At 73.3% G+C, this 13,395-nt stretch carries 14 protein-coding genes and 1 other RNA gene; 7 read left to right on the top strand and 8 right to left on the bottom strand.

Annotation, left to right across the window (positions count from 1 at the left end; genetic code table 11):
* Positions 1–41: 41 nt before the first annotated feature.
* On the top strand, positions 42–1,187 hold the full coding sequence (locus tag ACP7CD_RS01940) for a glycerol dehydrogenase (RefSeq protein ID WP_133411270.1): 1,146 nt from the start codon (positions 42–44) through the stop codon (positions 1,185–1,187).
* A 113-nt stretch (positions 1,188–1,300) separates the two neighbouring features.
* On the opposite strand, the gene ACP7CD_RS01935 is transcribed toward ACP7CD_RS01940, so the two are convergent.
* The gene (locus ACP7CD_RS01935) at positions 1,301–2,461 is read right to left on the bottom strand and encodes a glucose-1-phosphate adenylyltransferase family protein (RefSeq protein WP_426118640.1); all 1,161 of its coding nucleotides are present in this window, start codon (positions 2,459–2,461) and stop codon (positions 1,301–1,303) included.
* A gap of 88 nt (positions 2,462–2,549) precedes the next feature.
* Between ACP7CD_RS01935 and prfB the strand changes: the two genes are divergently transcribed.
* Positions 2,550–3,671 (top strand): peptide chain release factor 2, encoded by a 1,122-nt coding sequence (gene prfB / locus ACP7CD_RS01930; protein WP_017833658.1) that lies wholly within the window; start codon positions 2,550–2,552, stop codon positions 3,669–3,671.
* A gap of 75 nt (positions 3,672–3,746) precedes the next feature.
* Here the strand turns inward: prfB and ACP7CD_RS01925 are convergent, their stop codons facing one another.
* Positions 3,747–4,982, bottom strand: coding sequence for a polysaccharide pyruvyl transferase family protein (locus ACP7CD_RS01925; protein WP_426118638.1), 1,236 nt, complete (start codon positions 4,980–4,982; stop codon positions 3,747–3,749).
* 178 nt (positions 4,983–5,160) lie between these two features.
* Between ACP7CD_RS01925 and smpB the strand changes: the two genes are divergently transcribed.
* The 3 genes from smpB to ACP7CD_RS01910 all read left to right on the top strand — a co-directional run bounded on the left by smpB (position 5,161) and on the right by ACP7CD_RS01910 (position 7,095).
* Positions 5,161–5,637 carry an SsrA-binding protein SmpB gene (gene smpB / locus ACP7CD_RS01920; RefSeq protein ID WP_017833660.1) on the top strand — a complete coding sequence of 159 codons (477 nt, stop codon included), beginning with the start codon at positions 5,161–5,163 and terminating at the stop codon, positions 5,635–5,637.
* Positions 5,638–5,725: 88 nt separating this feature from the next.
* Positions 5,726–6,120, top strand: a transfer-messenger RNA (tmRNA) gene (gene ssrA / locus ACP7CD_RS01915).
* Positions 6,121–6,282: 162 nt separating this feature from the next.
* A complete protein-coding gene (locus ACP7CD_RS01910) occupies positions 6,283–7,095 on the top strand; it encodes a DUF4190 domain-containing protein (RefSeq protein ID WP_426118635.1) in 813 nt (270 codons plus the stop codon).
* An 81-nt stretch (positions 7,096–7,176) separates the two neighbouring features.
* On the opposite strand, the gene hisN is transcribed toward ACP7CD_RS01910, so the two are convergent.
* The 4 genes from hisN to ACP7CD_RS01890 all read right to left on the bottom strand — a co-directional run bounded on the left by hisN (position 7,177) and on the right by ACP7CD_RS01890 (position 11,084).
* A complete protein-coding gene (hisN, locus tag ACP7CD_RS01905; protein ID WP_426118633.1) occupies positions 7,177–7,974 on the bottom strand; it encodes a histidinol-phosphatase in 798 nt (265 codons plus the stop codon).
* 71 nt (positions 7,975–8,045) lie between these two features.
* Complete coding sequence (rsgA, locus tag ACP7CD_RS01900) at positions 8,046–9,155, bottom strand: ribosome small subunit-dependent GTPase A (protein ID WP_426118631.1); 1,110 nt, start codon at positions 9,153–9,155, stop codon at positions 8,046–8,048.
* The gene (gene aroA / locus ACP7CD_RS01895) at positions 9,145–10,524 is read right to left on the bottom strand and encodes a 3-phosphoshikimate 1-carboxyvinyltransferase (RefSeq protein WP_426119034.1); all 1,380 of its coding nucleotides are present in this window, start codon (positions 10,522–10,524) and stop codon (positions 9,145–9,147) included. The genes rsgA and aroA overlap by 11 nt, the downstream gene beginning before the upstream one ends.
* 20 nt (positions 10,525–10,544) lie before the next feature.
* The gene (locus ACP7CD_RS01890) at positions 10,545–11,084 is read right to left on the bottom strand and encodes a DoxX family membrane protein (RefSeq protein ID WP_017833665.1); all 540 of its coding nucleotides are present in this window, start codon (positions 11,082–11,084) and stop codon (positions 10,545–10,547) included.
* Positions 11,085–11,393: 309 nt separating this feature from the next.
* On the opposite strand from ACP7CD_RS01890, the gene ACP7CD_RS01885 reads away from it, so the two are divergent.
* Together ACP7CD_RS01885 and rsrA are read left to right on the top strand one after the other, a co-directional pair.
* Positions 11,394–12,062 (top strand): sigma-70 family RNA polymerase sigma factor, encoded by a 669-nt coding sequence (locus tag ACP7CD_RS01885; protein ID WP_035927301.1) that lies wholly within the window; start codon positions 11,394–11,396, stop codon positions 12,060–12,062.
* 2 nt (positions 12,063–12,064) lie between these two features.
* Entirely contained in the window at positions 12,065–12,331 is a 267-nt protein-coding gene (gene rsrA / locus ACP7CD_RS01880) for a mycothiol system anti-sigma-R factor (RefSeq protein ID WP_133411264.1), read from the top strand.
* Positions 12,332–12,445: 114 nt separating this feature from the next.
* On the opposite strand, the gene ACP7CD_RS01875 is transcribed toward rsrA, so the two are convergent.
* Together ACP7CD_RS01875 and ACP7CD_RS01870 are read right to left on the bottom strand one after the other, a co-directional pair.
* Positions 12,446–12,520 carry a 50S ribosomal protein bL37 gene (locus ACP7CD_RS01875; protein WP_095343185.1) on the bottom strand — a complete coding sequence of 25 codons (75 nt, stop codon included), beginning with the start codon at positions 12,518–12,520 and terminating at the stop codon, positions 12,446–12,448.
* A gap of 136 nt (positions 12,521–12,656) precedes the next feature.
* A complete protein-coding gene (locus ACP7CD_RS01870; protein WP_031283102.1) occupies positions 12,657–13,256 on the bottom strand; it encodes a GDSL-type esterase/lipase family protein in 600 nt (199 codons plus the stop codon).
* Positions 13,257–13,395: the final 139 nt, after the last annotated feature.

Genomic DNA, 13,395 nt, shown 5'->3' with positions numbered 1-13,395 from the left:
GGGGGAACGACCTGCCGGCCCCGTCGTCGAAGGAGAAGGCCATGGACGCTCCCGTCCGCTCCGTCATCAGCCCAGGACGCTACGTCCAGGGACCGGGCGCCATCGCACGCCTGGGAGAGTATCTCGCCGCCGTCGGGCAGACACCCCTGGTGGTGGCCGACGACGTCGTCTGGGGGTTCGTGGGCCACGACGTGGAGGCGTCCCTGACGCGGGCCGGCATGGCGACCACGCGCGAGACCTTCAACGGCATCCCCTCGGCCGGGGAGATCGACCGGCTCACGGCGGTCATCCGCGCGGCGGGGGCCGACGTGGCCGTGGCCGTGGGCGGCGGCAGCACCATCGACGCGGTCAAGGCCTCGGGGTTCCTCGCCGGGATCCGGTGGGTCAGCGTCCCCACCGTCGCCTCCACCGACGCGCCGACCTCGGCGCTGGCGGTCGTCTACACCGACGAGGGCGTCTTCGAGGAGTACCGGTTCTTCCCTCGCAACCCCGACCTCGTCCTCGTCGACTCCCAGCTGGTGGCCAACGCGCCGGCGACGTTCCTGGCGGCGGGCGTCGGCGACGCCCTGGCCACCTGGCTCGAGGCGAGGGCCACCGCCGCCTCGGGGTCGCTGACCATGGCCGGGGGCACGGCCACCCTCACGGGCACCGCCCTGGCCCGGCTGAGCTGGGACGTCCTGTGGGACAACGCCCTCGTGGCGATGGACGCCGCCCGGGACCACGTCGTGACCCCGGCACTGGAGAAGGTCATCGAGGCCAACACCCTGCTCTCCGGGCTCGGCTTCGAGTCCGGCGGACTGGCGGCGGCCCACGCCGTCCACAACGGCCTGACCGCGGCGCCGCAGACCCACGGCCTGGCCCACGGGCAGAAGGTCAACATCGGCTCCATCACCCAGCTCGTGCTGGAGGGCGCGCCGAGCTCGGAGATCGTGGACTTCATCGAGTTCACCACCCGGGTCGGGCTGCCGACCACCCTCACGGAGATCGGGCTGCGCGCGGAGGACACCGAGGAGATCCGGGCCGTGGCGCGGGCCGCGACCGTGGAGAGCGAGACCATCCACAGCATGCCCTTCACCGTGCGGGCGGACGACGTCGCCGCGGCGCTGACCTCCATCGAGCGCCTCGGCCGGCGGGTGCGTGCCCGCGCCGGCCTGCCCGAGCCGCAGCCCTACCGCCACGCCCACTAGCGTCCTGTCCGGACACGATCCGTCCGGGCGGTTCCGTCCCGAACCGGTCCCGCCCCGGGGGACCGGTCCGCGGAGGGCTCAGTGACCGCGGGGCAGGACCCCCCGCGGAGGGCTCAGTGACCGCGGGGCAGGACCGCCCCGCGGTCGAACTCCTCGGTGGCCGCCACGGAGCCCGTGCCGTCGATCAGGGTCACGGCGCCCGCGGCGCCGTGCGCACCCGCGGAGATGTCGGCTCCCGTGTCGGCCAGGACGTTCTCGAGGGTCACCCCGGGCCCCACCCGGACGCCGTCCAGCAGCACCGAGCTGCGCACCGTGGCGCCCTCCTCGACGACGACGCCGGGGCCGAGCACCGAGTGCTCCACGGCGCCGCGCACGGTCGCGCCCGCGGCGACCATCGACCCGCGCAGCTCGGCGCTGCCGGCGATCCGGGCGGGCACCCGCTGCGGCTGGGCCGAGAGGATCGGCCAGCCGGGGTCGTCCAGGGCCACGCCGTCGCCGTCGAGCATCTGCATGTGGGCGGTCCAGTAGGACTGCAGGGTGCCCAGGTCCATCCAGTACCCGTCCAGGCGGTGCTCCACCACCGTGCGGTGCGCCACGAACCACGGGACCAGGTCGTTGCCGTAGTCCTCGAGCCCGCCCTCCTGCTCGTGCACGAGGTCCAGGGCCTCCAGCAGCTTCTCCGCGTCGTAGAGGAACATCTCGGCCGCGACCAGCCGCCCCCGGGGCTCGTCCGGCTTGTAGTCGAAGCCGGTGACGCGGCCGCCGTCGTCGGCCTGCACCACGCCGTAGCGGGAGGGGTCCTCGTCGACCAGCGTGGTGACCACGGTCAGGTCGGCGCTCCGCTCGAGGTGGGTGTCGATCACGTCGAGGAAGTTCAGCGTGTACAGGTGGTCGGCGCTGAGCACCAGGACCAGGTCCGGGGCGAAGTCGCGGATCAGGTCCTTCTGCCGGTAGAGCGAGTCCGCGTTGCCCTCGGCGAAGCCCTCGCCCTCGGTGCCCTGGTACGGGGGGAGGACCTGGAGCCCGCCGTGGGTGCGGTCGAGGTCCCAGGGGCGCCCGTTGGCCAGGTGCTGGTTGAGGCTGTGCGGGAGGAACTGCTCGACGACCCACACGTCCGAGAGGTGGGAGTGCACGAGGTTGGACAGGGCGACGTCGATGAGCCGGTAGGTGCCCGCCACGGGGAGGGCGGGCTTGACCTTCTTCTCGGTCAGGGCGCCGAGCCGGGAGCCCTTCCCGCCGGCGAGGACCAGGGCCAGCGTGCGAGGGATGCGCATCGTGCTTCCTTCCTCTCGGCACCATCCTGCCAGAGGGGCGCCGGGCCGGGCCGGGGCGATTTGCCCCCATGGGATAATCTTGGCTTCCATGGCCTCCCTTGACTTCCCGGCAGAGATCTCCGCCCTCCGTTCCACGTTCGCGTCCATCGAGGCCGTGAGCGACGTCGACGCCATCAAGCGGGACATCGCCGAGCTCTCGCAGCAGGCGACCGCCCCGGACCTGTGGGACGACCAGGCCGCGGCGCAGAAGATCACCTCCAAGCTCTCCCACAAGCAGTCCGACCTCGAGCGGCTCGAGAAGCTGGGCGGCCGCATCGACGACATCGAGGTCATGGTGCAGCTGGCCGCCGAGGAGGACGACGCGGAGACCCTGGAGCTCGCCGTGGAGGAGCTCGCCGCGGTCAAGAAGGCGCTCTCCCGGCTGGAGGTCCAGACCCTGCTCTCGGGCGAGTACGACGAGCGCGAGGCCGTGGTGACCATCCGCTCCGGCGCCGGCGGCGTGGACGCCGCCGACTTCGCCGAGATGCTCATGCGCATGTACCTGCGCTGGGCGGAGCGCCACGGCTACCCGACCACCGTCCTGGACACCTCCTACGCGGAGGAGGCGGGCCTGAAGTCCGCGACCTTCGAGGTCAAGGCCCCCTACGCCTTCGGCACCCTGTCCGTCGAGGCCGGCACCCACCGGCTCGTCCGCATCTCCCCCTTCGACAACCAGGGGCGGCGCCAGACCTCGTTCGCGGCGGTGGAGGTCATCCCGCTCATCGAGCAGGACGACTCGATCGAGATTCCCGAGTCCGAGATCAAGGTGGACGTCTTCCGCTCCTCGGGCCCCGGCGGTCAGTCCGTGAACACCACGGACTCCGCCGTGCGGATGACCCACATCCCCACGGGCATCGTCGTGTCCATGCAGAACGAGAAGTCCCAGATCCAGAACCGCGCCGCCGCGCTGCGCGTGCTCCAGTCGCGGCTGCTCCTGCAGCGCCAGGAGGAGGAGAGCGCCAAGAAGAAGGAGCTGGCCGGGGACGTCAAGGCGTCCTGGGGCGACCAGATGCGCTCCTACGTCCTGAACCCGTACCAGATGGTCAAGGACCTGCGGACCAACCACGAGGAGGGCAACCCCTCCGCGATCTTCGACGGCGCGATCGACGGCTTCGTCGACGCCGGGATCCGCTGGCGCGCCGACCAGCGCCACGCCCCGGCCGACGCCTGAGCTCCTGCGGGACTTCTGCCCGGGCCCCGGCCGGTCCCGCGACCGGCCGGGGCCCGTGCTCTGGCGGGCGGGCGCTCAGCGGCGCAGGAAGCGCGCCACCGTCCGTCCCGGCCGGGTGCGGGGCTCCGTCCCGGCGGGGCCGTCCTCGGGGGCCGCTGCCGCCGGGTACAGCTCCTCCGCCTCCCGCAGCTTGGTGCGGTGCAGCCGCGCGGCCGTGGCCGGGAAGGCGTGCGACCGGGCGGGCGGGGACGGCTCCGTGGCGCCGGTGGGCGTGACGGACCACCCCGTGCCGGCCTCGAGCAGCGACTGGTGCTTGACGCGGTAGTAGTCGGGGCTGACCTCCAGCGCGGTGCCCTCCGCGCCGCACGCGGCGGCGAGCAGGTGGAAGTGGAACCGCGAGGTGAGCCACGTCTGACCCGGCCGGGCCGGGAAGCCCTCCTGCCAGAGCCGCGTGAACGGCACGAAGTTCTCCTCGGGGACGAGGTCGGCGAGCCGGTCGAGGGCCGTGCGGTCCGCGCCGGGGATCGCCTCGAGGTAGCGCACGGTCCGGCCCGCCAGTGCCGGACCCGTCAGCGCGGCCCGCACGGCGGCGACGGCGCCGTCGAGGATCCCGGGCTCGGTCATGTCGCTCTGCAGGCACACCCACACGTCGCCGTCGTCCGCCCCCTCGGCGGGCGCGCCGGTGAAGCCCGCGAGGCCGGGCAGGCCGAGGAAGGCGTCGTCGGGGGCGCGGTCGGCGCGGGCGAGCTGGGCGCTGGGCGCGTCACGGACCGTGGCGTGGTCGAAGGCGCCGAGCGCGGCGCGCAGGCCCTCGGCGTCGGTGGCGGGGGCCAGGCCCAGGCCGGTGGCGGCCAGCCGCGCCCCGGAGACCTCGCGCAGCCGCAGCGCCGCCCGGAGCAGGCGCGCGTGGTGCGGCCAGATGGAGTTCAGGTACCCGCCCCCGAGGAAGTGCACGGAGCCCGCGCGACGGGCGCCGAGCAGGCCGAGGTCGTAGCGCGGGGACCCCAGGTGCGTCACCACCCGGTCCACGTGGGCGTCCGCCGCGGCCGGGTCCATCCCGGTCGTCTCGAAGGCGAGCCGCCACAGGGTGTCGGTGGTCCGCAGCCCCGGGTGCAGGCCGTCGAAGAGGTGAGACGCCAGCCCCGGGTGGGGGCAGTCGAGCCACACCTCGGCGCCGGGCCGGGCGCGGGCGAGGAAGCGCAGCCACGAGGCGGCGATGAACTCGTCGCCGAAGTTCGGGTGACCGCTCGTGCCGACGAGGTACAGGACGTCCGCGGCGGGCGGGCGCTCGGTGGGGACTGGCTCCAGCATCCGCCCAGCCTACCGGGTGCGGCGGGGGTGACCTGGGGCGACGCTCCTGGGCGGGGCGCCGCCGGGTCCGGGTGCCGGCCGTGGTCCCGCGCGACGGCCGTGGCGTAGGATGGAGGATCCGCCGCGTGCCCCGGTGCGCGGCGCGTTTCCGTCCGCACCGTCCCCAGGGAGGAGGCCCATGGCCAAGAAGGACACCGGTCGCCAGGTCGTCGCCAACAACAAGAAGGCCCGGCACGACTACCACATCCTCGACACCTACGAGGCCGGTCTCGCGCTCATGGGCACCGAGGTGAAGTCCCTGCGCATGGGGCGCGCCTCGCTCGTGGACGGGTTCTGCCAGTTCACCGACGGCGAGCTGTGGCTCGAGGGCGTCCACATCCCCGAGTACCTGCAGGGGTCGTGGACCAACCACTCCGCCCGCCGCCGCCGCAAGCTGCTCCTGCACCGCAGCGAGATGGACAAGATCCAGCAGAAGACGCGGGAGTCCGGCTTCACGATTGTGCCGCTGTCCCTCTACTTCGTGGACGGGAAGAAGGCCAAGGTCGAGATCGCCGTGGCCAAGGGCAAGCGGGAGTACGACAAGCGCCAGACCCTGCGGGAGCAGCAGGACAACCGCGAGGCCCAGCGGGCCATGCGCTACAAGAACCTGGGCTGAGCGTCCCGGGGCGAATGCTTGCGGTCGGCGAGTACCGCGCGGTAGAGTGGTGTATCCCGCTGCGGCGGGATGCTTGACAACAAAATACGGGGATGATCGGTTTCGACGATGTGAGTTGAGACAGGGGAAGCGGGTCGAGGACGCAGAGTTATCTCGTAAACGCTCTCTGTAAAACAATAGTTGCCAATTCTCAGAGCAACGTCGCCAAGTCTCAGAACGCCTTCGCCCTCGCGGCGTAAGCGCAACCAGACTACTTAGGTGACTGTCGGCCCGGGTTCGCCTTCGACCCGGGGTCTGGCATCAATCAGGAGGCCACTGCTCCAGCCGTTCGTCGCGGGCGTCTGGAGAACACTTTCGCGACTGAGTCCGTCGGCCACGTGTCTGCACGAGGGCCGGGACTGAGAAAACGCCACGCAGACTGCACCCGGAGAAGCCCTGACAATGCTGCATCGGACGGGGGTTCAATTCCCCCCATCTCCACGAGATCCCTGACCGGGGAGCGCCGCGAGGCGCTCCCCGGTTTTTTCGTGCCCGGATCGTTCCGGGGCAGGGCGGGCGCCGTGCCGCCGCCCGCAGAAGGGGCACGTCCCGGCGGGCCGTGTGACAAGCTGGTGGCGTACCGCAGACGACCGAAAGGGCAACGCCATGAGCCACAACGACAACACGCCAGACCAGAGCGGCACCGGTGCCGGCGGGTCGTCGAGCTCCGGTCGCCACGACCCGCCCGAGTACGGTCAGCGCGTCGAGGGAGCGCCTTCGGGACCCTCCTACGAGCCGCCGCGCTCCGGCCAGGGCGGCGCCGGCGACCCGTACGCCACGCCGCAGTACGGCCAGGGGCAGCAGGGCTACCAGAGCCAGTACGACCAGGGCCAGTACGGCGGCCAGGGCCACCAGGGCCAGGACTCCTACGGCCAGGGGCAGCAGGGCTACCAGGACCAGTACCGCCAGGGCCAGTACGACCAGGGTCAGTACGGCCAGGGCCAGTACGGCGGCCAGGGCTACCAGGGCCAGGGCCAGTACGACCAGGGCCAGTACGGCGGCCCGGGCTACCAGGGGCAGCAGGGCTACCAGGGGCAGTACGACATGAACCAGTACGGCGCGAGCCCGCGGCCCGCCGGCACGGGGCTGGGCATCGCCTCCCTGGTGCTGGGCATCGTGGCGCTGCTGACGTGCTGGTTCGTGCTCGGCATCGTCCCGGGCCTCGTGGGCCTGGTACTGGGCATCGTTGCGCTGCGCAAGCTGGGCAGGACGCCCGGCGCGTCCAAGGCCCTGCCGATCATCGGCATCGTGCTCAGCGTCCTGGCGATCCTGGCGAGCATCCTCTTCCTGGTGCTCTTCGGGGCGCTGTTCGGGGAGTTCGGGCCGGCCATGGAGGCCTGCTCGCAGTACTCCTCGGACCAGGCGGCGTTCCAGCAGTGCATCGAGCGGGAGATGGGCTTCACCGGCCAGGACCTCTGACCCCTGCCGGCGACGGACGCCGACTGACGACGACGGGGGCCCGCACCGGCCGGTGCGGGCCCCCGTCGTGGTGCCGGCGGTTCAGGAACCGGTGGCCAGCATCCCCAGCACCTCGTCGTGGAGCAGGCCGTTGGTGGCCAGCGCGTTGCCGCCGAAGGGCCCGGGCTCGCCCTCGAGGGACGTGAACCGGCCGCCGGCCTCCTCGACCACGGGCACCAGCGCGGCCATGTCGTGCAGGCTGAGCTCGGGCTCGCAGGCGATGTCCACGGCGCCCTCGGCGAGGAGGCAGTAGGACCAGAAGTCGCCGTAGGCCCGGGTCCGCCAGACCTCGTCGGTGAGCTCCAGGAAACGCTCGCGCACCCCGCGGTCCCGCCACCCGGTGAGCGAGGAGTAGGACAGCGAGGCGTCGGACAGCCGCCCCACCTGGGAGACGTGGATCCGCTGGGCGTTGGCCAGGGACTTGCCGGTGAACGCGCCCGTGCCGGCCGCCGCCCACCAGCGGCGCCCGAGCGCCGGCGCGGAGACCACGCCGACCACCGGCCGGCCCTCGTCGACGAGGGCGATCAGGGTGGCCCACACCGGCACGCCGCGCACGAAGTTCTTCGTGCCGTCGATGGGGTCCACGACCCACTGCCGGGCGCCGCTGCCGGTGGCGCCGTACTCCTCGCCGATCACGGCGTCCCGGTTGCGCGCGCGCCCCAGCTGGGTGCGGATGAGCTGCTCGGCCTCGCGGTCGGCGTCCGTCACGGGCGTGAGGTCGGGCTTGGTCTCCACCGTGAGGTCCTGGGCCTTGAACCGGCGCATGGTCAGGCGGTCCACGGCGTCGGCCAGGATGTGGGCGAGGCGGAGGTCGTCGGTGTAGTTGCTGGGGCTGCGCATTGGTCCAACCTACCCCGAACCGCGGTCCCGGGCCTGGTCGGGCGGGGGTGCGAGACACCCTGCCCGGCGGCTCACTGGACGCCGAGCTCCTTGTCCTCGCGGGACTCCCCGGGGCGCTCACCGGCCCCGAGCAGCCGGCGCAGGGAGACCAGCCGGGACTCGCCCGCCTCCCCGGCGCGGCCCTGCGCCACCCAGGCGTCCAGGGCGCAGCCGGGGGACGTCCCCGTGTGCCGGCAGCCCTTGGGGCACTCGGCGATCGCCTCGGCGAGCTCGTCGAAGGACTCCACGATCCGGTCGTGGTCCACGTGCGCCAGACCGAACGAGCGGATGCCCGGGGTGTCGATGATCCAGGACCCGGGGGAGGCGTCCTCGATCTTCAGGGCGAGGGCCGACGACGACGTGTGCCGGCCCCGTCCGGTCACCGCGTTCACCCCGCCGGTGGCCCGGTCGGCACCCGTGAGGGCATTGACGAGGGTGGACTTGCCCACGCCGGAGTGGCCCAGCAGCACCGAGACGTGGCCGTCGAGACGCTCGCGCAGGGCCTCGACGAGCGCCGGGTCGAGGGGCAGCGTGGTCCCGTCGTCGTCGGCCGGGACGTCGTGGGCGGGGCCCGAGACGAGCACGGGCAGCTCGAGCGCCGTGTAGTGGGAGATCAGCTCGGCGGGGTCCCGCAGGTCGGTCTTGGTGATGCACAGCAGCGGTTCGATGCCGGCGTCGTAGGCGGCCACGAGGGAGCGGTCGATGAACCCGGTGCGGGGCTCGGGGTTGGCGGCGGCCACGACGACCACGAGCTGGTCGGCGTTGGCCACCACGACCCGCTCGACCGGGTCGGTGTCGTCCGCGCTGCGGCGCAGGACGGTGGAGCGCTCCTCGATCCGCACGAGGCGGGCCAGGCTGTCCGGGGCGCCGCTGACGTCGCCGACGAGACCCACGAGGTCGCCCGCGACCACGGGCCGGCGGCGCAGCTCCCGGGCGCGCACGGCCACGACCAGCCGCTCCCCGGGGGTGTCCTCCTCGAGGATCGCGGTGTAGCGGCCGCGGTCCACGGTGACGATGCGGCCGGTGACGGCGTCCTCGTGCGCCGGCCGCTCCTTGGTGCGCGGGCGGGAGCCGGTCTTGCTGGGACGGACGCGCACGTCCGACTCGTCCCAGTCGCGCCGGACGGAGTCCCTACGCGTCACGGCTCGTGCCCGTGAGCTCCGCCCACAGCCGGGGGAACTCGGGGAGGGTCTTGGCGGTGGTCGCGATGTTCTCGACCCGGACGTCCGGGACCACGAGGCCGATCACGGCGCCGGCGGTGGCCATCCGGTGGTCCTCGTAGCTGTGGAACGTCCCGCCGTGCAGGGGGGCCGGCCGGATCAGCAGCCCGTCCGCGGTCTCCTCGGCGTCGCCGCCGAGCCGGTTGATCTCCGTGACGAGCGCGGCGAGCCGGTCGGTCTCGTGGCCGCGCAGGTGGGCGATGCCGCGCAGCCGCGAGGGCGTGCCGGCGACCGCGCACACGGCCGCGACGGTGGGCGCGAGCTCCCCGGCCTCGCCGAGATCGAGGTCGACCCCGGTCACCGCGTCCGGTCCCGTGACGGTGAAGGTCCCGTTCGTGAGCTCCACCGCCGCGCCGAAGGCCGGGAGGATGTGCTTCCAGTGGTCGCCGCCCTGGGTGGTGCGGTCGGGCCAGCGGGGCACCGAGACCCGTCCGCCGGTCACCACGGCCGCGGCCAGGAAGGGGCCGGCGTTGGAGAGGTCCTGCTCGATGGTCACGTCGAAGGCCCGCACCGGCCCGGGGGAGACCCGCCACTCGTCGGGCACGGAGTCGTCCACGGAGACGCCGAGGCCGCGCAGCACCTCGACGGTCATCTCGACGTGCGGCATGGACGGCACACCGCGCCCCGAGCCGTCGGCGCTGCGGTGGCGCAGCACGAGCCCGTCGCCGAACCGGGCGCCCGCGAGCAGCAGGGCCGAGACGAACTGGCTCGAGCCGGTGGCGTCGATCTCCAGCTCCCCGCCGCGCACGCCGCCGGTGCCGTGCACGGTGAACGGCAGCCGGCCCCGGCCGTCGTCCTCGACCCGCAGGCCGAGCGCGCGCAGGGCGTCGATCACCGGCCCCATGGGGCGCACCCGGGCGCCCGGGTCGCCGTCGAAGGTGACGGGACGCCGTGCGAGGGCGGCGACCGGCGGCACGAAGCGCATCACGGTCCCGGCCAGCCCGCACTCGACCGTGACCGGCTCGGTGGCGTCCCACGGGGCGGGCTCGACGAGCAGGTCGGGGCCGAAGCCGCCGTCCCCGGCCACCTCCTCGACCCGGGCCCCGAGGGCCCGCAGGGCCTCGACCATGAGCCGCGAGTCGCGGGAGTGCAGGGGCGAGCGCAACCGGCACGGACCGTCCGCCAGGGCGGCGAGCAGCAGGTACCGGTTGGTGAGGGACTTCGAGCCCGGCACCGTCAGCTCGGCGACGACGGGACGGGGCCCGACGAACGGAGCCGGCCACAGCTCGTGCTGCGGGGCCGGCTCCGCGGCGTCGGGACGGGCTGCGGGGGCGGAGGACTCCGGCGGCATCACGACAGGGGGACCGGGGCCTAGCCCTGCTTGACGGCGTGCTGGAGGGCCTTCTCGGCCTTGGCCACCTGCTTCTGGGTGTCCTTGCCCAGCTTGGAGGCGTTCTTGCGGACGTCCCCGGCGAGGTGCTCGGCACGCCACAGCAGGGACGGGTTGCCCTCGGTGTCCACGGCGGCGAGCATGACGGCGCCCACCAGGGAGGAGTTCTTGAAGGCGGTGGAGCGGCGGGCGGCCTTCTGCTCCGGGGTGCTCGCCTCCGCGGCGCGGTAGTCGGCGTAGGCGTTGAGCGCGGTGGTGGTGACGAGCACGCCGGCCGAGAGGCGGGGCAGCTTGCCCAGCCCGAAGAGCACGGCGGCGCCGAGCTGCGCCGCGGCCAGGCCCTGGGCCACCACGGCGTGGTTCTGCAGCGCGGGTCCGGCCTGGGGGAAGGCCTTCGTGGCGGCGGAGATCGCCGGGGCGAGGTGCTGGGCGGCCTGGGACGAGTTGCGGAAGCTCTCCACCCCGTTGGCGACGTAACCGGTGGCCAGCAGCGGGCGGGCGATGCGACGGACGATGCTCATGGGTTCCTCCTCGGCGGCAGACGGTACCGCGGGGCTGTGTCGGGCGGGTCTGGATCGGCGGACGGCGCCGCTCGTCCCATCCTAGCCACGGGGACCGCGCCCGGGGCGAGCACGGGCCGGGCGCGGTGGGAATAGGTGCGACGGTGACACCCGTTGTGCAGGACAGCGGCCGCCCCGTCCGGGGCAGGTCACCGGCACAGGTTTTCGGAGGGACCCGCACGGCGGGGGAGAGGAGCAGTCATCACCGCCCCCACGAGCGTTCTCGAGCCCGCCCCGGCCCGCGCGCGCGTCCCCGTAGACTGGTCCGTGATGAACGAGCAGAACCAGCAGGGGGCCGCCCCCCAGCGCACCGAGCCGCCCGTCGACGTCGAGACCGAGTCCCCCGAGGACCGGAAGGCGCGCTTCGAGCAGGACGCCATGGAGTACGTGGACCAGCTCTACGCCGCCGCCCTGCGCATGGCTCGCAACCCGGCCGACGCCGAGGACCTCGTGCAGGAGGCCTACACGAAGGCGTTCTCCGCGTTCCACCAGTACAAGCCCGGCACGAACCTCAAGGCGTGGCTGTACCGCATCCTCACGAACACGTACATCAACCTCTACCGCAAGCGGCAGCGCGAGCCGCTGCAGGCGAACACCGACACCGTCGAGGACTGGCAGCTGCACCGCGCCGAGTCCCACACGTCCTCGGGGCTGCGCTCCGCGGAGGTGGAGGCGCTGGACCACCTGCCGGACAGCGACGTCAAGCGCGCCCTGCAGGAGCTGCCCGAGGAGTTCCGGCTGGCGGTGTACTTCTCCGACGTGGAGGGCTTCGCCTACAAGGAGATCTCCGAGATCATGGACACGCCGATCGGGACGGTGATGTCCCGCCTGCACCGCGGGCGGAAGCTGCTGCGCGAGAAGCTCGCCGACTACGCCGCCGAGCGCGGCTTCGACACGTCCAGGGTGACCGGCGACAAGAAGAAGGAAAAGGACAAGTAGACATGGCCGACTGCGAGAGCCTCGGATGCTGCACGGACGAGAGGATCCGCCTGATCTACGAGTACCTCGACGGGGTGCTCCCGGCGGAGGACCTCGACGAGATCCACGGCCACCTCCTCGAGTGCCCGGAGTGCGCCCGCGAGTACGACCTGGAGTGCGTGATCCGCTCCGTGGTCCGGCGGTCCTGCGCGGAGACCGCGCCCGCCGACCTGCGGGTCTCGATCCTCGCCCGGCTGCACGGCGCGCGCCAGGACCCGCCCGCCGCCTGAGCGCGGCGCCCCGGTTCCCGCACGGCAGGACCCCCGGGCACACGGAAGGGCCCCGGACCGCTGACGCGGTCCGGGGCCCTTCCGTCACGGCGTCGCCGGGGTCCGGGGAGGACCTCAGGCGTTGGGGCGCTTGCCGTGGTTGGCGCCGCCCTTGCGGCGGTCCTTGCGCTTGCGTCCGCGCTTGCTCATGCGAGCCTCCTGTCTGTCCGCGGTCGCCCGCGGCGGATCGTGGGTGTCGGCGTCCGTTCCCGCGTGGTCTGGTGATGTCAGCGGCGGCCGGACGAGGCACTGCCCGCCATTCTCTCACACGCGGGACGGGCGGGGCTCACCGGGGCTCGGGCAGGTCCAGCCAGTCGTACCAGCCGCGGTGCAGCACGAGCCATGCCATCAGCCCGTAGCCGGCCTGGCCGGGGTGTCCGTGGTTGGCCGCGAGGTCCTTGCGCCACTGCTCGTGGTGCTGCAGGGGGTTGAACGTGTCCACGTAGACGTGGTTGCGCCGGGTCGTGACGTCCGCGTAGGCGGCCGAGAGGTCCGCGATCCGGCGGTTGCGCTCGGCGTCCATCGTGGGCGGGGGGCCGACCACGAGGACCCGCACGTTGTGCTGGGAGGCGGTGTCAATGATGTTGGCCATGTTCAGCCGGGAGCGCGCGCTCGTGATGGACAGGTCGATGTCCAGGGTGGAGGGCGCGATGACCAGGCGGTTGTCGTGGCCGGGGGAGAAGCGGCGGGCCGCCTCCTCGAACCAGCGCTCGTTGAGCGACTCGCTGCCCTCGCCGGGGGCCGCCAGGTTGTAGGCGGACACGGGGGCCACGTGGTGCGGGGTCCGGGCCATGACCCGCCCGAACCAGCCGAGGCCCCGGGGGTCGCCCTCGCCGGCCAGCAGCTCGTCACCGACTGCGACAATTCTGATCCTTCGTTGCTCCACGTCGTTCTTTCTGGTCGGGGGTGCGGGATGTCGGGGGGACGAGCGGCGGGGGGGCGGGGGGGGGGGGCGGGCCCGGCGGCCCGGGGGGCGGGGGGGGGGGGCGGGGGGCCGGCCCCCCCCCCCCCCGGCCGGGGGGCGG

It is taken from the genome of Kocuria sp. LHG3120 (genome assembly GCF_049897445.1).
GTDB classification, from domain to species: domain Bacteria; phylum Actinomycetota; class Actinomycetes; order Actinomycetales; family Micrococcaceae; genus Kocuria; species Kocuria rosea.
The sequence above is the reverse complement of the archived record's forward strand: the minus strand, read 5'-3'. Positions and strand labels throughout refer to the sequence as shown.